This window comes from Collinsella sp. TF06-26, assembly GCF_002232035.1.
GTDB lineage: Bacteria > Actinomycetota > Coriobacteriia > Coriobacteriales > Coriobacteriaceae > Collinsella.
The window spans coordinates 1-20041 of sequence record NZ_NKXR01000017.1; the positions used below are offsets into that span (position 1 = coordinate 1).

Below are 20041 nucleotides of genomic sequence, written 5' to 3' on the forward strand. Positions count from 1 at the left end.
CAGGCCCGATTTTGCCTCTTGACAATGTCCTGCTCATATTAAAAGGAACGTCCCCAAGTGCCGCCCCAATGACTACCATGGCAACGCCGCAGGTAGAGGACGGACAGCGAGCGGGCACCAGAGCGAACAAATTGGCATGAAAAGAGGACGGCATAGACCTTCTGGTCATGCCGTCCTCTTTGAATGACAAGTTGTCGCTCTGGTGCCCGCGCAGCGTCGAGCAGTTGCGGCGTTTGGTAAAACGCCGCAACAAACTAGCTCAGCATTGCATCCATCATCTCGGAGTTGACGGAGTCATCGGCAGACCACTCGCCGTCGTCGTTGCAGGTGTACTTGAAGATAACCGTGGTCTTCCTGGGCTCGGTGGCCTTGGTCACATCGACCATAACCTGACCTGCCATCTTGTACAGCTCGTCATCGGAAGGAACCGTATCAAGCGCGGCGACCTTCTCCTGATACTGAGTGGAGAAGTCCTCGACGATCTTGTTCATGGACTTGCAGGTGATGGAGACCTCGGCGGTCGCGACACCCTTGTCCTCGTCGACCGTCACGTCGCCGATCTTGTAGTCAAAGCCTTCGAGATAGGTCTTGGCATACTCCTTGGGATCGATACCCAGCTGTTCGAACTCGTCGCCCGAAGCCTCCTCCAGACCAGAGAGGAAGTCGTCGCCACCGTTCTTGACCTCGTCAAACTGCGTCGTAAGATCCTCGGTGATGAGTTCCTCGACCGAAGGACCTCCACAGCCGGAAAGCACAACCACGCACGCGACCAGAACAGCCATCAGGGGCGCAAGCAGCAGCTTCTTCTTCATGACATTCCTCCCAACAAGCGGCACCGCGCTTCCCGACGCGGTGCGCGTCGTAACAATAAGGCCATACTAGCCGATAACGAACACCCCCGGCAAAGCAAAGGCGCAATCGGCTCGATTTAACGTCCGAACGGTTTACCGGTCCGCCCAACGCGCAATAAAACGTTCCGCCGCATTGTAATAAAAAAGGGCGGCCGGATAACCCGACCACCCCAAAACACCCTAATGTTGCCGCAGACTACTTGCGGACGACCTTGACGATGACATCGCCGGCGGCGACAGCAGAGTCAGCCTCGACGGCGAGCTCGACGTCGGCGAACTCGGCGGTGTTGGACACAGCCACGACGACGCAGTCCTTGTAGCCGGCAGCGGCGATCTTGGCGCGGTCGATCTTGAGCATGGGCTGGCCAGCCTTGACGACGTCGTCGGCCTTGACGAAGCCCTCGAAGCCGTCGCCGTTCATGTTGACGGTATCGACGCCAACGTGCACCAGGACCTCGATGCCGCTATCGGACTGCAGGCCCACGGCGTGACCCATGGTGACGGTCACCTTGCCGTCGCAGGGAGCGTAGACCAGATCGTCCTCGGGCCACACAGCGCAGCCCTTGCCCAGAACCTCGCCACCAAAGACGGGATCGGGCACGTCGGCCATCTTGATGACCTTGCCCTTGACGGGCGAGCACAGCACGTCGGCGCCGGCAGAAGCAGAGATGGAGGCCGGAGCAGCGGCAGCCGCGGGCTCAGCCTTCTTCTTGAACATGTCAAACAGACCCATACGTTTTCTCCTCTTGATTAAGCGCAACGTTGTGCGCATGCCTATGGTGATTATAGTGCCAAATGGTTCAAATGCTAAGGTGGGGACTCGAATCGCGAGCCCATCCCAACGCTTTTCCCCGGTGGCACTCATATTGTCGATTAATCCAGGCCCTCGGCACCGTTGGACTTGATGATCTTCTGGTAGGCGTAGAAGCTGTCCTTGCGGCGGCGCTCGTAGGTACCGGTGCCGTCGTCGTACTTATCGACGTGGATGAAGCCATAGCGCTTGCGCATCTCGCCGGTGCCGGCGGAAACCAAGTCGATGGGGCCCCACCAGGTGTAGGCGATCAGGTCGACGCCGTCGGCAATGGCCTCGCCCATGGCCTTGACGTGGCTCTGCAAGTAGGCGATACGATACGGGTCGTGGATGGAGCCGTCCTCCTCGACCTCGTCGTAAGCGCCCATGCCGTTCTCGACCACCATCAGCGGAATCTCGTAGCGGGCGTAAATCTCGTTGAGGGCGATGCGCAGGCCCAGCGGATCGATCTGCCAGCCCCAATCGGTGGACTCCAGGTAGGGGTTCTTGCCGCCAAAGGTCATGTTGCCCTCGGTCATCTCGTGATCCTTGTGGGTGCTCACGGTGCCGGACATGTAGTAGCTAAAGGTGTAGAAATCGACCTTGCCGTCGGCGATATCCTGCAGGTCGCCGTCCTCCATCACAAGCTCAACGTCGTTCTCGGCCCAGAAGCGCTTGGCATAGAACGGGTACTTGCCGCGCACCTGCACGTCGGAGCAATACCAGTTCATGGAATTCATCTCCCGCTGCGTGGCGAACACGTCGGCCGGATCGCACGTGGCGGCATAGGAGAGGATGAAGCAATCCATGTTGCCCATCTTAAACTGCGGGTAGTGCTCGTGGGCGTAGCGCACGACGCGGCCGCTGGCGACAAACTGGTGATGCAGGGCCTGATAGCGCTGCTGAGCGGTGGTCTTGATGGCGCTTGCCGGGCCCTCGAAACCCTGGATCAGACCGGTCTCCATCATGGCGCCCATGTCCTGAGTGCCGCAGTTGATCTCGTTGAAGGTGAGCCAGAGCTTGACCTTGTCCTGATAGCGGTCGAAGACGGTCTGGCAGTACTTCTCAAAGAAGCCGATGAGTTCGCGGCTCGCCCAGCCGTTGTATTTCTCGACCAGGTGATAGGGCATCTCGTAGTGCGACAGGGTCACGAGCGGCTCGATATTGTGAGCGCGCAGGCAGTCGAAGACGCGGTCGTAGAAGGCGAGGCCGGCCTCGTTGGGCTCGGCGTCGTCACCGTTGGGGAAGATGCGGCTCCAAGAGATGGACATGCGGAACATGGTAAAGCCCATCTCGGCGAACAGCGCGATGTCCTCCTCGTAGTGATGGTAAAAGTCGATACCGTCATGGTTGGGGTAGAAGCGGTTAGGGTCGATGTCGATCGTAATCTGGCGCGGCTCCTTGTAGCTGCCACCCAAGAAGTGGTCGTCGACCGACGGACCGCGGCCGTCAACGTTCCAAGCGCCCTCAAACTGATTGGCGGCCGTGGCGCCGCCCCAATAGAAACCCTCGGGGAACTTGATGTTTGCCATGAGCATCTCCTTTGCATTGCGGGTCGATAGGCCGAGTATCGCCCACGCACGCGACAGGCAGGGGCAGGGGTGCCAAACCCGACACTTCTTTTCGCAGACGCGCGCTGCAACAGCGCTGCAGCTGAAACTTTTTGACACCGAAGGAGCGAAGACGATCCGCCCCGCGCTTACCGGCGGTATGCCGCGGGGGTGCAGCCATACTTGTCGTGAAACTTACGGTAGAAGAAGCTCATGTTTTCATAGCCCACCGCATGCGCAGCCGCCCCGGCCGTGGCGCCGCCGCGCAGAAGCTCGGCCGCACGTACCAGGCGTCGCTCCTGCACAAGCTGCCTAAAGGTCTTGCCCACATGGCGCTTGAGAAGCGCCGTCGCATAATTAGGGCTCAAGCCAAACTCCGCCGCCATCCCCTCGAGGGAGCATGCAGCGAATTCACAATCGATATAGCCAAGCATTCCCGTCACCAGGGCAGTGGGCCCCGCCGTGCCGTCCGCCGCGCCGCGCACCAGCTCGCGCTCGTAGCAATCCATGAGCTCGGCCAAAAACAGCTGAAACAGACGCAAGACGATCTCGGGACCGTTGGGGCTCGGGTCGTACAGCTCGCAGAGCATCTCCTGCATGTAGCGCTGAATCCGACGGCTCTCGCCGCAGTAAAAACGGACATGGCCCCGATGGTCCGTCTCGCTGTTGAGCGCGTTGAACAAAAACCGCGAGACCGCGCTCTCGCGCGAGAGGCTCGACTCGAGACTCCGGCGCAAAAAAGAGCGTGAAACGGTCATGCTCAGCATGATGTCGTCCTCGCCGAGCGCCGCCACGGCATGAGGGCAAAGGGCGTCGAGCAAAAGCACCTCGTTGCGGCGCAACTCGAGCCTCTCCCCCGCCACCGTCTGCGGGCAGCGCCCGCGATACACATAGCTCATCTCCACGTAATCATGCACGTGCTCGGGAACTGCATTAAAGCGCGAGTTTTTCCTTATCGTCAGGCCACGCGGCATGCCGGGCTGGGCATAGGCAAACCCTGGCTGCCCAATCTTGCGCACTGGGCATCCGTCGATTTCGACATGCTCGGTCATAATCGACCAATCAAATGCCATGCCGTCTTTATAAGCGATCTCACTGGCGCTCAGTTCGCTGAGCCTACGCTCGAGCTCGTCGATCTCCATGGCTTGCCAATCGTTGATTTAGTCATAGTTCGTCGTGATTCAGATATTAGCAGAACGCGCCGACGCGTCCATAATCTGTACTATGCAGCAGATCGATCGACCCAAGGAGGATCCATGACCGCGTACTATCAGCAGGTGCTCGAGGGCACATACGACAACCACGTGCTTCCGTTTTTGTGGATGAAGGGCGAGAGCCATAAGACCATTGCCGAGTATCTGGAGAAGATCGCCGGCGCCGACATCCACGAGGTCTGTCTCGAAAGCCGCCCACACCCCGATTTTTGCGGCGAGGGCTGGTGGCGCGACTTGCGCTTTGTCATTGACGAGTGCAAGCAGCTGGGCCTTAAGCTCTGGATCTTGGACGACGCGCACTTCCCCACGGGCTTTGCCAACGGCGCCGTCAAGGAGGCCGTGCCCGAGCTCCGCAAGATCGTGCTCACGCACCGCACGTTCGACATCGTGGGCCCCACGTCCGCCGCGAGCATCGCGCTCGCCAACATGCTCGACAAAACGGAGCGCTTCTACGGCGTGACATTTATGCAGGACGGCAGCCCCGTCGACGTCGCTTACCGAGTAATCGACGATGCAGACGGCAACCCCAGCCGCCTGGTCTTCGATGCACCTGCGGGCCTCACGCAGGCATGCGTGATGTTCACGAGCGGCAAGACCTCCTACAACGAGGACTACATCAATATGGTCGACCGCACCTCGGTGGCGCAGCTCATCGATGCTGTCTACGAGCCGCATTTTGAGCATCTGGGCGATGAGTTTGGCAAGACGATCCTGGGCTTTTTCTCCGATGAGCCCGGATTTGCCAACGAGAAGGGCACCACGGGCCCCGATGGCATCTCGGACACGCTCATCGGCAAGGCCACCGCGCCCCTACCCTGGTCGGCCGAGCTTGAGCGTCGCCTACGCGCGGCACTGGGCGAGCGCTACCTGGCCGAGCTCCCGCACCTGTGGGACCGCGAGCCGGCCGGCGCGCACGTACGCCACGTCTATATGGACATCGCGAGCACCCTCTATAAGGAGTGCTTCTGCGACCAGCTCGGAGACTGGTGCCGCGCGCGCGGCGTGCAGTACATCGGCCACGTTATCGAGGACAAGGACTGCCACGCGCGCCTGGGCGTGGGCGCCGGGCACTACTTCCGCGCCGTGGGCGGTCAGGACATGGCGGGCGTCGACATCGTGATCAACCAGCTGGTACCCGGCATGGACCGCGGCCTTCACAGCTACGGACGCGGCGTGTGGGACCTCGAGTTTTATAACTACGTGCTGCCCAAGCTGGGCTCCTCGGCAGCACACCTCGATCCCAAAAAGCAGGGGCGCTGCATGGCCGAGGTCTTTGGCGCATTTGGATGGCACGAAGGCCTACGCGAGATGAAGTGGATCGCCGATCATTTTTTGGTGCGCGGCGTCAATTGGTTTGTGCCGCATGCCTTTAGCATGGCCGCCTTCCCCGACTGGGACTGCCCGCCGCATTTCTATGCGCATGGCCAAAACCCCCAGTTTGCACACTTTGGGCAGCTCATGAGCTACATGAACCGTACGGCGAGCCTGCTGAGCGGCGGGCGCGCAACGACCCCGGTGGCGCTTCTCTACCATGCGGACGCCGAGTGGACAGGCGAGGCGAACTTTATGCAGCATGCCGCCTCCGAGCTTATGCGCGCGCAGGTCGACTTTGACATCGTGCCGGCAGAGGCATTTGAGGACGCAGGGCGCTATGCCGTTGAAATTGCCGCAGACGGTAGCGGCTTTGGCGTGAACGGCCAGGCATACCGCTGCCTGGTGATGCCCGGAGCCGAGTTTGTCGGCGGAGCCGTGCTCGACTTTGCCGCGCGCGCCGCAGCCGCAGGTGTTGCCGTGTACGCGCTGGATGAGTTGCCGAGCAAGCGCTACGACGGTGATATTGCAGCCCGCGAGGGCTTTGCCTCCGTGGATGCAGCCGCGGTCGCCGGCATCAAGCTCCTGGCAACCGCCGAGCTCGCAGGCACGCTTGCCGACGCCGGTATGCAGACCGTGGTTTGTGCCGAGTCCCAGCCCTGGCTGCGCGCACTGCGCTACGAGCGGGCGGGCGAGACCTATCTGATGCTCGTCAACGAGCATCCCAAGCAGGGTATCTCCACTCAGATTGCGCTTGCCGACGGCATACCCGTTGCAGGCGCGCGCCTCGACCTGCTCAACGGCACCGATCCCGCCGCCTTTGACGGCACGCTCGAGCTGGCTCCCTACGAGAGCTGCATCGTGGTCCTTGGGGCTACAGGTTCCGCCGGCGCGGCAACTGCTGGAGACGAAGCCACATGCGTCGACGGGCCCTGGGCGGTTGCCTTCTCTGCCCCTGGTACCGATGCCTTTGGCGAGTCTGTTGAGCTTGCAGACCTGCACGACCTTTCCTCGGCCGAGTTCCCCGGCAAGGCCGGCACGTTCCGCTACCAGGCCTCCTTTGTCCTGGGCGAAGCGGCCAGCCGCGCTGTCATCGACCTTGGGGAGGTCTTTGAGACCGCAACCGTCACCCTCGACGGCAAATCCCTCGGCACCCGCATCTGTCCGCCTTACCGCTTTGAGGCCGGCGCGCTTTTGGCCGGCGAGCACGCGCTTGCGATCGATATCATCAACACCCTCGACCATGCCGTCCCCGACGTGTTCGGCATGACCGAGCCCTCCGAGCCCAGCGGTCTCTTGGGGCCCGTACGCGTGCTCGGGTAACGCCCCGGGCGCAAACGGCCCAACAAGGACAGCGCCCTATGTTGAGCCCACAACAGCGAGCGGGCCCCTGGTGCGGCAAATTGGGCCGAAAGAGGAGGGATGTGTGCTTCCGCACGCGCCCGACGATTGAAGCCCAAGGTGCCGTGCCAAGGGCCCGCGCAGCGTCGAGCGGTCCGTCGTTCATAGACCGGCGGACCAAAACTCCCAGCCAAGCCGAACGTTTTATTTATCGCTATGATTGGTTTATCGCGACGCAAACGCATAGGAGCCATATGGATATCAGGCGAAAGATCACGCAGGGCAAAAGCCTCACCCCCACCGAGCAACAACTTGGGCGAACGGCCCTCGCCATGGGCGAGGATGTGCGCGGGCTTTCCATTAAGGAATTTGCCGCGTGCGCCAACGTTTCGGTCGCGAGCGTGCACCGCTTTTGCAAAAAGCTCGGCCTCGAGGGATTCAAAGACCTCAAGGTCGAGCTCATCCGCCAGGCGACCGAGGCGGGCAACCGGCGCGACGTGGACATCAACTTTCCCTTCGATGCCACCTCCACCCCTGCGCAGGTGATGGAGCGCATGGAGGGGCTCTACCAGACCACCTTGGCCGAAACGCAGGAGCTGCTCGACCCTGCACAGCTCGACCACGCCGCCAAGCTCATCATGCGCGCCGGCACCGTGGACATCTACACGGGCTCGCATAACCTGTATCCAGCGGGAATGTTCCGCGATCGCCTGCTTTCCGCCGGCAAAAGCGCGACGTGCCACGACAGCGTCGAGGCGCAGGTGCGCACGGCACTCGCCTCGGGTCCCGACCATGTGGCAATCATCATCTCCTACAGCGGCCTTGCCCCCAACCTCAAGGAGATCTTGCCGATCCTTAGCAGTCGACATGTCCCGGTCATCGTCATCGGCACGCCGTACTGTGCCCGCATTCACCCCGGCTTTGCCGCCTATCTCACGGTAAGCGACCACGAGAGCATGACGCACCGCATCACGCAGTTCGCCAGCCATATCGCCGTGCAATACGTACTCGATTCGCTCTATAGCAGCTACTTTGCCAAAGATTACGCCCGCTGCTCCGAGTTCTTAGAGCGCTCGTTCCCCTACACCCGCCTGCCCGGACTCAAGTAGCGACGAGCGTGGATTTTTGGACACTCAGATAACGAGCGTGGATAATCTCCCACTTTGAGCCCGCACACAGGCCAAAACCGGGAGATTATCCACGCTCATTTTGGGTCCCCCGGGAACGCATGAGGAGGGCGGATAGACAGCCGTTATTTGCGAGGCGTCAGCGACGTAAAGAGTCCGTGTTGGTTGCAGTAAAGATATATCCTGCCGCGCCCGGTAATATGGAAGCGCGGCTGCACCGATTGCTCTGGATAGAGCTTCTTAAAGCAGATGCCGTCCATAGTCGCATATGCCACAAAGCTAATGTAGTGATCCTTGGTCATGGGATGATCGAGCGTGACGTACCAATCGTCCTCGATGCGCTCGATGGAAAAGGCGTGGTCCGCGTCCGGCTCTTCGGCCTCCTGGGGAAACATCGTGGAGCCACAGCAGCTAAAGCTGCCTTCTCCGAGCGCGTGCACAACGTTTCCGCAGATAGGGCAAACGTAAAAGACGCCTTTGAGCATATTGCCTGCACGGTTGGCGTTGGCCCGAATGTCACCAGCCAAAAGCTCAGCCACGCTTATGCCGAGTCTCTGGGCCAAAGGCTCAACGAGGGAAATGTCGGGAAGGCCGCGGCCGGATTCCCACTTGCTGACGGCTTTATCGGTCACGCCAAGGCTTTCCGCCAGGGCGCGCTGGGTGAGGCCGCGCTCTTCGCGCAGCTGCTTGATGGCATGCGCTGCCAAAAAAGTATGGGAGGCATTGGTTTGCCGTGTCTGGTTCATGGGCTGTCCAATCAAATTGAAGAAATGGAGTGAACCGGTTCGACAGTCAGTATCCATTTGAAGGCCAGGCTCGACAACCTACGCTGCGTAGACATGCGCCAATCGAACGAGCGCGGATTTTTGGACGCTCATCCTGAGTAGTCATTTAAGAACGCCCCAATGACTACTCATTTATGTCTGTCCCCAATGACTACCACGGCAACGCCGATGTTTTGGTAGCAACAGCGAAAACCCGCCAGAGCGAGCAAGGTGCCTTGAAACGAGGCGGCATTGATCTTTTGATCATGCCGCCGAAGTTGAAAGGCAGATTGCCGCTCTGGCGGGTTTGCAGCGTCGAGCAGTTACGGCGTTTGGTAAAACGCCGTAACTAACGAGCTCCGTACTGCTCGTAGTAGGCGTCGATAGCGGCCTTGAGCTCGTCGTCGATGACGACTTTGCCGTCAATCTCGTGGTTGTAGAGGGTCTCGACGACCTCGGCCATGGAGACGATGCTCGCGACGGGGAAACCGTACTTGGCCTCGATCTCCTTCTGCGCGGTGGTCACGCCACCCTTGCCGACCTCCATGCGGTTGAGGGACACGATGAGGCCCTTGATCTCGACATCGGCAGCAGCCTTGACCTTGGGATAGGTCTCGTCGATGGACTTACCGCTGGTGGTGACGTCCTCGACCATGACCACGCGGTCGCCGTCCTGGGGCTCGTAGCCCAGCAGGTTGCCCTTGTCGGCGCCGTGGTCCTTGGCCTCCTTGCGATCGCAGCAGTACTTGACCTCCTTGCCGTACAGCTCGTGGTAGGCAATTGCGGTCACGACGGCCAGCGGAATACCCTTGTAGGCCGGTCCAAACAGCACGTCAAAGTCGTCGCCAAAGTTATCGTGGATGGCCTGGGCGTAATACTCGCCCAGCTTCTTGAGCTGATAGCCCGTCACATAGGCGCCGGCGTTCATAAAGAACGGGGACTGACGGCCGCTCTTGAGCGTAAAGCTGCCGAATTTAAGAACGTCGGACTCAACCATGAACTTGATGAACTCTTGCTTGTAAGCCTCCATGCGGGCTCCTCTCGTAATCGCGTACGTGCCTTCCAGTTTAGCGCAGGCAGGGCGCGTTGCGGGCGCGCTTTGGGGCCTCGGCATTCTGTAAAGGCTTTGTCAGGGGCAATGGTTTTCCAAACATTGGGGTTGACACGGCAAACCCCCTCATCAAGAATACGGGCGGATTGTAACGGGTACGAGATACCCAAAGCGCGCCGCGCCCGGCCTTAAGGAGGTGTGCCATGGAAGGCAGTCATAGTCGAAAAACCTGCATGTCGCCCTCGGCACGCCGCGAGGATTCCACGCACGCATAAGCGCCAACAGCCGATCGTCAAAACCACCACAAAGGTGCCTGTCCCTTCGTGGTGGTTCGAAAGCATGACGTGAGCGACATCTAGGTTTTTTGAAGCACATACGACACGTACGCTAACTCCCTTCAACAAGGAGGACCCTATGCTGATGCTCAAAACCGCCACGGTACTCGAAGCCATCTCCAAGCGCCGCCGCACGGCGCGCCCCGCCGCTCATACCGGCATGTCCAAGAACACCATATTCGCCGCCACCCATAGCGCCGAGGATGCCCTCGTGCTGCTCGACGCCACAGCCGACGGCCTCACCGCCGAGCACGCCGCCGAGCGCCTGAGCGCCGTCGGCCCCAACACCATCGAAGCGCCGACCAAGACGCTCGCCCGCCGCATCGCCGACGCGTTCGTCGATCCCTTCGCTGGCATCCTCGCCGCCCTCGCACTGGTCTCGCTCTACATCGACGTGCTCGCCGTGCCCGAGCTGCAGCGTGACCCCTCCACGGTCATCGTCATCGGCATCATGCTGCTGGTATCGGGCGGCATGAAGTTTATCCAGGAAGCCCGCAGCGGCAATGCGGCCGAGGCCCTTAAGGACCTGGTCTCCAGCACCTGCTGTGCCCTGCGCGACGGCGAGCGCGTCGAGATCCCCTTCGACGAGCTCGTCCCCGGCGATGTAATCCGCCTCTCTGCCGGCGACATGGTGCCGGCAGATGCCCGCATCATCACCGCGCGCGACCTGTTTGTGATCGAGTCCGCACTCACCGGCGAGAGCGAGGCCGTCGAGAAGACCGCTGCCATCACCGTCGTCGAGGGTGCCGACGGCTCCGCGCTACCACTCTCTGCCTGCAAGAACATCGTCTTTACCGGCACCTCCGTGCAAAACGGCACCGCCATGGCGCTTGTCGTTGCCACCGGCTCGGACACCTACCTGGGCGGCATCGCCAAGATACTCAACGGGCGCGGCGAGAAGAGCGCGTTTGACCGCGGCGTCTCGAGCGTCTCCATGTTGCTCGTACGCCTCATGCTCGTTATGGCGCCGGCCGTCTTTGCCATCAACGCCGCCACCAAGGGCAACGTCATCGACGCGCTGCTGTTCGCCACGAGCGTGGCCGTGGGCATCACGCCGCAGATGCTTCCCGTCATCGTGACCACGAGCCTGTCGCAGGGCGCCAAGGACCTCGCCCGCCGCCAGGTTATCGTCAAGGAACTGCCGGCGATCCAAAACCTCGGCGCGATGGACGTCCTGTGCTGCGACAAGACCGGCACCCTCACCGAAGACCGCATCGTGCTCGAGCGCTACCTCAACACCGACGGCAACGAGGATGCGCGCGTGCTGCGCCATGCGTTTTTGAACAGCTTCTTCCAGACCGGCCTCAAAAACCTTATCGACCTGGCCGTCATCGACCGTGCCGATGTGACGCCCTCGACCGTCGTGCCCGATTCTATGCTGGGCCAGAGCCTGCGCGACCGCTATACCAAGGTCGACGAGGTGCCCTTCGATTTCTCGCGCCGTCGCCTGAGCGTCGTTGTCGCCGACGCCCAGGGTAAAACCCAGATGGTTACCAAAGGAGCTGCCGAGGAAATGCTCGAGATCTGCTCCTTTGTCGAAGTCGATGGCGCCGCCCAGCCGCTCACCGAAGATAAGCTCGCCCAGATTCGCCAGCAGATCGCCGGGCTCAATGCCGAGGGCCTGCGCGTGATTGCCGTGGCGCAGAAAACCAATCCGCGCTGCGTGGGCGAGTTTGGCATTGCCGACGAGTGCGACATGGTGCTGATAGGCTTTTTGGCCTTCCTCGATCCGCCCAAAGCAAGTGCCGTGGGCGCCATCGCCACCCTCGAGGCCAAGGGCGTGGCAGTCAAGGTCCTGACCGGCGACAACGACCGCGTCGCGGCCACCGTCTGCGAACAGATCGGTATCGACGCGAGCAACGTCTTGCTGGGCTCCGAGATCGATGCGCTCGATGACGCCGAACTTGCCGAGCGCGCCGAGAACACCCACCTCTTCGCCAAGCTCTCGCCGCTGCAGAAGGCGCGTCTGGTGCGTGTCATGCGCGAGCTGCTCGGCCACACCGTGGGCTTTATGGGCGATGGCATCAACGACGCCGCCGCCATGCGTGCAAGCGATTGCGGCATCTCGGTCGATTCGGCCGTCGACATTGCCAAGGAATCTGCCGATATCATCTTGCTCCAGAAGGACCTGGGCGTGCTCGAGCGCGGCATCATCGAAGGCCGCCGCACCTACGGCAACCTACTCAAGTACCTCAAGACCACGGTGAGCTCCAACTTTGGCAACGTGCTATCCGTGACCGTCGCGAGCCTGTTCTTGCCGTTCTTGCCCATGAGCGCTCTGCAGTTGGTGCTGCTGTCGCTGGTCTACGAGATCGTGTGCATCGCGCTGCCGTGGGACACCGTCGACGACGCCTGGACCGCCCGTCCGCGCGCCTGGGATGCCGCGTCCATTAAGGGCTTTATGCTCGAGTTGGGTCCCGTGAGCTCACTGTTTGATATCGTGACTTTCGCCGTGCTCTTCTTTGTGGTGTGCCCCGCCGCCGTGGGCTCAAGCTGGGCAGAGCTTGCCGCTGTAGGCGACGTCGCAGGCATGGCGGCCTTTACGGCGCTCTTCCAGAGCGGTTGGTTTGTCGAGTCCATGTGGTCGCAGACGCTCGTGATCCACATGCTGCGCTCCCCGCGCCTGCCGAGCGCGCGCGACCACGCCGCGCCGGCACTGTGCGCTCTCACCGTGCTGGGTCTGGTACTCGTCACCTGGCTGCCGGCAAGCCCCATCGCCGATGCGCTAGACCTCATGCCGCTGCCGCCGAGCTTCTTCGCGCTGCTCGTCAGCATCGTCGCCGCCTACATCGCACTCACCCAGCTGGCCAAGCGCCGCTACATCGCCCGCCACGGCGAACTGCTGTAACTCCACAGGCGCTCCCGTCAAAACCACCACAAAGGTGCCTGTCCCCTTTGTGGTGGTTCGCGCTGGCAGTGGCTGCCCAAAACAGCTAAAAAAGCCCCGTCCCAAATGGGCTGGTCCTTGGGCGCCCAGGACCAGAAAAAGTTGATGAGGGCCACACGTGAGGAGGCGCCGGTCTTTTTGTTGATCGAGGCGATATGACGGTAAAGCGTGGAGCGCGAAAGGAAGAGCGTTGCGGCGATGTCTTGAACACTCTCGCGCGATGCGACCAAGGCCTCCAAAATATCGCGCTCGCGCTGCGTAAGCTCAAAGGCGACGGCGAAGGTATCGAGACGCTCGTCGAGTGTGGACTCCGGCACCTCTGCGGGGGCGGGCTCGCTCTGGGCGGATACGGGATCCGTGCCAAGGTCGCTAGCAGCAAACGCCAGGTCGCCGCGCACTTCAACGTCATAGACCTGATGCCCAGACTGTCCCAGCAGCGAGATCGCAATGCCCACAAGCAGTACAAGCCCCACGCCCACTGCCAACAGCACGTTCTGGCTCGAGACAATCGCCACCGCCGGTGCCGTCACGAGCATCGCGCAAACGTTATTGATGACGCGGCCCATGCACGGCCACAGATACGACCAATGCGCATACACCGAAATGGCGGCAAACTTCGCCGTGAAAAACACCACGAAGAAGCCCGCACCCAGATAGAAGATGACGGTGGCGGCAAGTATGTTGGCGCCGTTGGCATCGGTGATAAGCACAGCGAATGAGAGCGTGGACAACATGGCGGCGCAGGTCATGATGATGTTCATACACGAGCGCCCGCGCAGGTCAAATAGGGCGCCGGCGAGCAGAGCGCTCACGCCCATCAGCAAGCGCGACCAATCGCCCAAGTCAACGGACCCGGCGGCGTGCGAGATCGTGAGCCCCGCATTGAGGGCGGCAAACACCCCGGTAAGGCAGGCGGTTGCAATCGTCAGACGCACCACGGCGCGCCGAAAAGCCGCCGTTGACTCGGGATCGTTTTGCCATTTGGCGCCAAACTCCGATGCATCCACCGAAAGCTCGGAGATATCGGGTTCAGGCCCAAACTCAGATTCGCCGCGCAGCTTGGCACGGCGGACGCCGTGGAGGAGCGCCACCTGCGCGACCGCACAGGCAACAAAAACAAACTGCTGCGGAATCCCCGCGGGTATCACCATGTGGCTGAACACCTGAAGCAGGACGCCCAGAGCATATGAAAGCGCCGCCGCGCGCGCCAAGTACGGCGTCCGCGCAAAGCGCCGCGCAAAGTTGGCGTGAGCGGTCGATCCGCAGTAGCCCAGCGTGCAACACGCCATCAAACCGCCGGCAATTACCACCTCAAACCGAACCGCCATAATCATCAGCAGCAATGCCGACACCAGCAGCACGCCCGTGATGTCGCTCGTCGTATCGATCGCGCGGGGGCGGCGATAGTACAGAATAGGACGCACAAAAAAGCCGATTACGCTCGCACCGACGATGAGGGTCTCGTAGGTAGCAACCTCGCTCGGCGGCACAAACTCGGCCACGCGCATGTCGAAGAGGTACTCGCCAGCCAAAAACGTAAAATAGAACAGCGCCAGGCATATAATCTCCCGAATGCCCCAACGCAAATACGCTGTTGTGTCTCCCATACCTTTCATGAATACCCCCCCCCCGCAGTCGCTTAATGGCCTGCAAACTCATTCTATTAGAAAACCAGTCCTAATATCGAACCTATCCTCAAAATGTCGCTAATTTGACCCCAACAGCCCACGGCGTAAACCGATTTTGAGCCGCAAGGCCCAGAAGGGGCGCGCACGGCTTGCAGCTCGGCAAGGAGTGTCCCCAACTGCCACTCATTTAAGTACGTCCCCAATGAGTGCAAGTGCCAATCAAATGACGAGAGTGGATAATCTCCCACTTTGAGCCTGTATGAAGGCCAAAAACGGAAGATTATCCACTCTCATTCTGCGGGTAGTCATTGGGCACTCATTTAAGTCTGTCCCCAATGAGTAGTAAATGTTGGAGAAGAGCCGTTAGCGCCCGGGGGCCAGGATCACCAGCGCGTCGTGCTCAAAGGGATGCTGCGCCACGCGCACGGTGCCGTCACCGTTGTCACGGACGGGCAGCTTTGCGATGCGCTTGTCCTCCATGTCGAGGACCGTCGCCGTCCAGCCACGCGCGCCGTCGAGCTTAAACTTGAGCGCCGTGGTACGCGGCAGGTACGCGACGATGCGATCGCCAACGCGCGCCACACGGATGGACTCGCGCGCGTCGTCGAGGAGCTCCTGCGCCGGAACCACGGCAAGTGCATCGTCGGCAGCCGTAGCGCCTAGGGCGGCAAGCACGTGCTCGATCGCGCCAAAGTCCCACACACCCGCAAACTGCAGGCACTCTTGCCAGCGGAAGGGCATGTCAAAGCCCTCGCCCAGGACCGAACCCTGGCTGCGCGATGTTTGCCAGTTCCACACGCCGTGTGCGCCATAGGTCACGCCGGCACTGGCGCCGGCAAGAATCGACGACCATACGCTCGCGCGGCAATCCTGCGCGGTAAAACGCCAGTAGACGTTGCGCGACGCACCCATCTGCTCGTAGCAAGGCTCGGAGTTGACCATCGGCTTTTTGGGATAGTTGGCGATAAAGTCCTGCGGCAGACGCCATGCCTCGGGCTGGCCCTCGTAGTTGTGGCCGGGCTGGAACATATAAAAGTCCAGACGGTCCAGATACTGCGCCGGAATGGTGCGGTTACCGCGGTTGATATGCATGGTGCGCAGTGCCTCGGGCGCGCGCTTGACGACCTCGTCGAGGGCGTCCTCGTAATAGGCGATCGCCTCGTCGCCGGCAAAGTCGGTATCGCCCGCCACCACGTAGACGGGGTCGAACTCGCCCAGGTTCTCGACGACGCGGGCAACGTGGGCGCGAACCTCCTCACGCGACATAATCTCGGCACCGCAACGCTCGGCGATCTTGGCACCCCAGGTACCGGGCACGTAGTTGCACCACATGAGCACGAGCGCCGGACGAATGCCGTGCTCGACGGCCGCGCGGCACATGGCGGCGGCACGATCCCAATACGCCTGGTTGGGGCAGGACCAATCAAAGTGTACGCCATCCTCGCTGGCATAGGGCCAAATGCCCAGGTCGGGACAGCAGCGATCCCACTGCGGCAACGTGTTGATCTGCAGCACGTTCATGCCCTGCTCGGCACGGCGGGTCAGGTAGTAATCCCAGTCGTTCTCGGCGATGCTCGTAAATGCGCTCCAGCACGTATCGGCAAACCAGAAGAACGGTTTGCCCTCGCACAAAAAGCCGTCCTGGCGACCGTTGGCGGTCAGCTTTCCCAAACTCATCTGCATGTCCTTTCGTTTGATAAAGGATTTGCGAACCGCCGGGGGCTTTCGCGATAACCCCGCGCGAAAGCCCCCGGCGCTTGGCAAACCCTCGCGGGCGAATCTCACCCGCCTCCATCAGTCTACCTTGCAAGAAGGGCCCCGCCGGGCTTACGCCTGACGGGGCCCTGTCGTGTAGGTGAGGTCTTATGCGACCGAACGGTTTGGCCTTAGGCCTCCATCTCGGCGAGCTCCTCCTTGGAGAAGCCGGAGACAAAGACGACGGCAGCGGCGATGACAAAGGAGATTGCCATACCAACGATAGCCCAGACGGTGTTCATCTGGCCACCCTGCAGGTAGTTGGTGAAGACCAGGAAGTTGGAGGCACCGCCTGCGAGGTAGTAGGTAACCCCCATGAGGCCGGAGAACACAGCGCCGATGGCACCGCCGATGAACATGCCAAACATGGTGCGACGGAAGCGCATGAGGATGCCGAAGAGCGCGGGCTCGGTGACGCCGCCGGCGATGGCGGAGATGACGTAACCGATGGCGAGAGACTTCTCGTCGGGGTTCTTCATCTTGAGGAAGGCACCGAAGGCGCAGCCCCAGACAGCGGCCATAGCGCAGTTGGTGGAAACGAAGACGAAGGGATCGTAACCGGCAGCGATGATCTGAACCTGGGCGAGCAGGATGACGGGCATGTGCATGCCGCAGACCACGAAGAGCTGCCAGAAGGCGCCGAGGACGGCCATGACGATCAGGATGCCGATGCCGCCAAGGTCAGCAAGGCCGAAGAGGGCGTTGGCGATCAGCGTACCGATCTCGTTGCCGATCGGAGCGAGGACGATGAAGGCAATGGGGATCGTGACGATCATGGTGCAGAACGGCGTGAAGACCGTAGAGAGCACGTCGGGCATGACCTTCTTAAAGAACTTCTCGACGAAGTAGAGGACAGGCACCGAAAGGATGATCGGCAGGACGGACTGCTGATAGTTGGCAGCAGCGATCTGGATGCCGTAGACGGAGATGATTCCGCCGCCCTCCTGGGTGGCGACGCTCACCACGGAAGGAGCCATGAGGGCGCCACCGAGCAGCATGCCGAGCACGGGGCTGGCGCCGAGCTTTTTAGCCGCGGCATAACCCAGGTAGATGGGGATAAAGGTAAACGTTGCCTCGTACAGCGTGGTGTAGAGGAACGTATAGGTCGGGTCGTCGGCCGAGAGCACACCGAGCATGGTGGGGCCGAGGACGGCCGCAATGGTACGGAACAGACCGCCGGCCATGAGCAGCGGGATGAGCTGGGTCATGGAGCCGGACAGATAGTCGAGGATGATGTTCGGCAGGTTCTTGAGCTCGAACTTCTCCTTGGGAGCATCGAGGTTCTCGTTGACGGCCTCACCCTGCTTGACGCCGGAGATGGCGACGAACTCGGCGAGCACCTTGGGCACGTTCTGGCCGATGATGACCTGGAGCTGGCTGCCGGCGAACTGGCAACCCAGAACACCCTTGACCTTCTTGATCTTCTCCACGTCAACCATGTTGTTATCCTTGAGCGTCAGACGCAGGCGCGTCATGCAGTTGGTGGCGACGGTGACATTCTCCGCACCGCCCACGAGCTCGAGGACATCGGTGGCAATCTGCTTGTTATCTACTGCCATGGGACCCCTCCCCATATCTTCGTGTGCCTGGTCGTTCGTTCGCAGGCACGCCTTTGGCCCGGCGACTATAACCCCTTACGGTTGCCGGACCCTTGGATACGCTTTTGTAAACAAGGTGTTTACTGAACGTTTACGGGCTTTAGTTTACACGGAGCGCCGAATTTATGGCAATTTTGCCGTCTACAGTCCGGTGAACGGTAGGAAATCGGGGGTGAACGTATTTGAATGGCGGGAGATGGTCTTTTGACCGTCTATTGCTATATAGCTATTTACGTGGGATTTTATTTTGATGAACACCTCACTGATCTGTTAACTCATCAACAGAAGCCCTGCTAGAGGCTAGTAAACATATGTTTAGTAGTTCATGGCGTGTTCAATTCTGCCGTTTACCGAGTTTATCAGCTTGTTCTGCATTTCTGGATTAAACTAAACATGTTTAGATTGTATTGCCGCTTTTGTTTCCCACTAGCGGCGCAAGGGAGGCAGCTCATGGAACTCAAATTGTGTACCTACGCAACCGTCACCACCTTGGGCGACTTTGGCCCCTGGATCAGCAAGGTCGTACTCGACCTGCCCTGCACCGTGCGCGCCAACGACATCGACGCGAACACCTTCCATATATATGTAGAGCGTCACGAGCGCACGGGCGAGGTCCTGATGCGCAAGGAGCGCGGTGCCGACCATGCCGCGCCCTCCGTGGGTTACATCGACATTCTCGCCACATATCCGTGCGACGAGAACGGACGTAAGCTCGCCGTGGGTACCCATGTGGCGCTCGAAGTCGCCGAGCAGCGCCTGACTAAAAAGATCGAAGGCGGCGTCATGGGCTCGCGCATGCTCGATGACCAGCTGCGCATCACACAGCTCGCGGCCCTTCCCGGCAACGATGGTGACGACCCCACCTGCGGCCTGGTCTTTAGCACCTGCCGTGGTGACATCTGCCCCGCGCTCAAAGGCTGGAGCAACGCCACGCAAAAGACCGCCGTCGACGGCATCGCGCTCGAATACGGCTTCTTTGAGCCCAGCTTTAAAGCCGAGGACTCGGCATGCTTCAACCCCTTTGTGCCCGAGGCGACGGTCGTGCCCCAAAAGGCGCCGCTCGTGGTGTATCTGCACGGCGCCGGCGAGGGCAAGGGCGCCACGCAGGGCGAGGGCGCCACGCGCGCCTATATCGGCAACCGCGTGACGGCCATCAGCCAGGCGCAGATCCAGCGCTACTTTGGCGGCTTTGCCTGGGTGCTCGTGCCGCAGTCGCCCACGTTTTGGATGGACAACGGCGTCGAGCAGCTTGGTCACTCCAACCAGAGCATCTACTCCCCCGTGCTCAAGGCACTTATCGATGAGTTTGTCACCGAGCATGCCGACCGCATCGACACCGACCGCATCGTGGTCGCCGGTCTTTCCAACGGCGGCTTTATGACCCTGCGCCTGTGCGCCGACTACCCCGATTTCTTCGCCGCGGGCCTTCCCTGCTGCGCCCCGTGGTACAACGCCACGGACGAGGACGTAGCCGCGCTCGCCAAGACGCCGCTGTGGTTTACGCACTCCAAGGGCGACGAGCTTGTGTCACCGCAACAGACCGTGCTGCCGCTCACGGCGCGCCTGCGCGATGCCGGCGCCAACGTGCACCTCACCTACTTTAGCCATGTCGAGGACCTGACCGGCGTGTATCGCGAGGCCGACGGCTCGGCCAAGAAGACGTTCAACCACGGCGTGTGGATCCACCAATTCAACGACCTGTGTTATCAAGACTTCGACGGGGGCAACGTACTCATCGACGGCGAGCCAGTGGGCTGCTGGGAGTGGTCGGCCAGGGTCGACCGCTAAGCCCTCCCATCGCGGGGACCGGGGTTTAGTCTTGCAAACGTCCTCGGGCAT

General features: G+C 61.0%; 14 protein-coding genes. 5 read left to right on the top strand and 9 right to left on the bottom strand.

The genetic code is table 11. The annotated features are described in order from the left end of the window. Positions 1–254 precede the first annotated feature (254 nt). From CHY22_RS08715 to CHY22_RS08730, 4 genes are all read right to left on the bottom strand, one after another. A complete protein-coding gene (locus CHY22_RS08715; RefSeq protein ID WP_035136614.1) occupies positions 255–812 on the bottom strand; it encodes a hypothetical protein in 558 nt (185 codons plus the stop codon). Positions 813–1047: 235 nt separating this feature from the next. Beyond that, entirely contained in the window at positions 1048–1584 is a 537-nt protein-coding gene (locus CHY22_RS08720) for a PTS glucose transporter subunit IIA (RefSeq protein WP_089573519.1), read from the bottom strand. 140 nt (positions 1585–1724) lie between these two features. Next, positions 1725–3173, bottom strand: coding sequence for a glycoside hydrolase family 1 protein (locus CHY22_RS08725; RefSeq protein WP_089573520.1), 1449 nt, complete (start codon positions 3171–3173; stop codon positions 1725–1727). A gap of 167 nt (positions 3174–3340) precedes the next feature. After that, on the bottom strand, positions 3341–4333 hold the full coding sequence (locus CHY22_RS08730) for a helix-turn-helix domain-containing protein (RefSeq protein WP_089573521.1): 993 nt from the start codon (positions 4331–4333) through the stop codon (positions 3341–3343). Between the two features lie 114 nt (positions 4334–4447). On the opposite strand from CHY22_RS08730, the gene CHY22_RS08735 reads away from it, so the two are divergent. Then, positions 4448–7039, top strand: coding sequence for a glycosyl hydrolase (locus tag CHY22_RS08735; protein WP_089573522.1), 2592 nt, complete (start codon positions 4448–4450; stop codon positions 7037–7039). A 272-nt stretch (positions 7040–7311) separates the two neighbouring features. Then, on the top strand, positions 7312–8166 hold the full coding sequence (locus CHY22_RS08740) for a MurR/RpiR family transcriptional regulator (protein WP_089573523.1): 855 nt from the start codon (positions 7312–7314) through the stop codon (positions 8164–8166). Positions 8167–8309: 143 nt separating this feature from the next. Here the strand turns inward: CHY22_RS08740 and CHY22_RS08745 are convergent, their stop codons facing one another. After that, positions 8310–8930 (bottom strand): helix-turn-helix domain-containing protein, encoded by a 621-nt coding sequence (locus tag CHY22_RS08745; RefSeq protein ID WP_055250846.1) that lies wholly within the window; start codon positions 8928–8930, stop codon positions 8310–8312. A 173-nt stretch (positions 8931–9103) separates the two neighbouring features. On the opposite strand from CHY22_RS08745, the gene CHY22_RS10000 reads away from it, so the two are divergent. Beyond that, a complete protein-coding gene (locus CHY22_RS10000) occupies positions 9104–9301 on the top strand; it encodes a hypothetical protein (RefSeq protein ID WP_143759227.1) in 198 nt (65 codons plus the stop codon). Here the strand turns inward: CHY22_RS10000 and pyrE are convergent. Continuing rightward, complete coding sequence (gene pyrE, locus CHY22_RS08750; protein WP_089573524.1) at positions 9298–9978, bottom strand: orotate phosphoribosyltransferase; 681 nt, start codon at positions 9976–9978, stop codon at positions 9298–9300. The two genes, CHY22_RS10000 and pyrE, sit on opposite strands and share 4 nt — an antisense overlap. 435 nt (positions 9979–10413) lie before the next feature. Here pyrE and mgtA point away from each other — a divergent pair, with 435 nt between their 5' ends. Then, positions 10414–13182 carry a magnesium-translocating P-type ATPase gene (mgtA, locus tag CHY22_RS08755; RefSeq protein WP_089573525.1) on the top strand — a complete coding sequence of 923 codons (2769 nt, stop codon included), beginning with the start codon at positions 10414–10416 and terminating at the stop codon, positions 13180–13182. A 17-nt stretch (positions 13183–13199) separates the two neighbouring features. On the opposite strand, the gene CHY22_RS08760 is transcribed toward mgtA, so the two are convergent. The 3 genes from CHY22_RS08760 to CHY22_RS08770 all read right to left on the bottom strand — a co-directional run bounded on the left by CHY22_RS08760 (position 13200) and on the right by CHY22_RS08770 (position 18163). Beyond that, entirely contained in the window at positions 13200–14837 is a 1638-nt protein-coding gene (locus CHY22_RS08760; protein ID WP_089573526.1) for a helix-turn-helix transcriptional regulator, read from the bottom strand. Between the two features lie 375 nt (positions 14838–15212). Further along, complete coding sequence (locus tag CHY22_RS08765) at positions 15213–16526, bottom strand: DUF4038 domain-containing protein (RefSeq protein ID WP_089573544.1); 1314 nt, start codon at positions 16524–16526, stop codon at positions 15213–15215. Positions 16527–16735: 209 nt separating this feature from the next. Continuing rightward, positions 16736–18163, bottom strand: coding sequence for a PTS transporter subunit EIIC (locus CHY22_RS08770; RefSeq protein WP_089573527.1), 1428 nt, complete (start codon positions 18161–18163; stop codon positions 16736–16738). A 489-nt stretch (positions 18164–18652) separates the two neighbouring features. Here CHY22_RS08770 and CHY22_RS08775 point away from each other — a divergent pair, with 489 nt between their 5' ends. Beyond that, entirely contained in the window at positions 18653–19990 is a 1338-nt protein-coding gene (locus tag CHY22_RS08775; RefSeq protein WP_089573528.1) for a prolyl oligopeptidase family serine peptidase, read from the top strand. Positions 19991–20041 lie beyond the last annotated feature (51 nt).

Bases quoted from the DNA above. Each gene is read 5' to 3' on its own strand.
- CHY22_RS08775 (WP_089573528.1), top strand. From the start codon at position 18,653: ATGGAACTCAAATTGTGTACCTACGCAACCGTCACCACCTTGGGCGAC.
- CHY22_RS08725 (WP_089573520.1), bottom strand. From the start codon at position 3,173: ATGGCAAACATCAAGTTCCCCGAGGGTTTCTATTGGGGCGGCGCCACG.
- CHY22_RS08715 (WP_035136614.1), bottom strand. From the start codon at position 812: ATGAAGAAGAAGCTGCTGCTTGCGCCCCTGATGGCTGTTCTGGTCGCG.
- CHY22_RS10000 (WP_143759227.1), top strand. From the start codon at position 9,104: ATGTCTGTCCCCAATGACTACCACGGCAACGCCGATGTTTTGGTAGCA.
- CHY22_RS08770 (WP_089573527.1), bottom strand. From the start codon at position 18,163: ATGGCAGTAGATAACAAGCAGATTGCCACCGATGTCCTCGAGCTCGTG.
- mgtA (WP_089573525.1), top strand. From the start codon at position 10,414: ATGCTGATGCTCAAAACCGCCACGGTACTCGAAGCCATCTCCAAGCGC.
- pyrE (WP_089573524.1), bottom strand. From the start codon at position 9,978: ATGGAGGCTTACAAGCAAGAGTTCATCAAGTTCATGGTTGAGTCCGAC.
- CHY22_RS08730 (WP_089573521.1), bottom strand. From the start codon at position 4,333: ATGGAGATCGACGAGCTCGAGCGTAGGCTCAGCGAACTGAGCGCCAGT.
- CHY22_RS08735 (WP_089573522.1), top strand. From the start codon at position 4,448: ATGACCGCGTACTATCAGCAGGTGCTCGAGGGCACATACGACAACCAC.
- CHY22_RS08760 (WP_089573526.1), bottom strand. From the start codon at position 14,837: ATGAAAGGTATGGGAGACACAACAGCGTATTTGCGTTGGGGCATTCGG.
- CHY22_RS08720 (WP_089573519.1), bottom strand. From the start codon at position 1,584: ATGGGTCTGTTTGACATGTTCAAGAAGAAGGCTGAGCCCGCGGCTGCC.
- CHY22_RS08740 (WP_089573523.1), top strand. From the start codon at position 7,312: ATGGATATCAGGCGAAAGATCACGCAGGGCAAAAGCCTCACCCCCACC.
- CHY22_RS08765 (WP_089573544.1), bottom strand. From the start codon at position 16,526: ATGAGTTTGGGAAAGCTGACCGCCAACGGTCGCCAGGACGGCTTTTTG.
- CHY22_RS08745 (WP_055250846.1), bottom strand. From the start codon at position 8,930: ATGAACCAGACACGGCAAACCAATGCCTCCCATACTTTTTTGGCAGCG.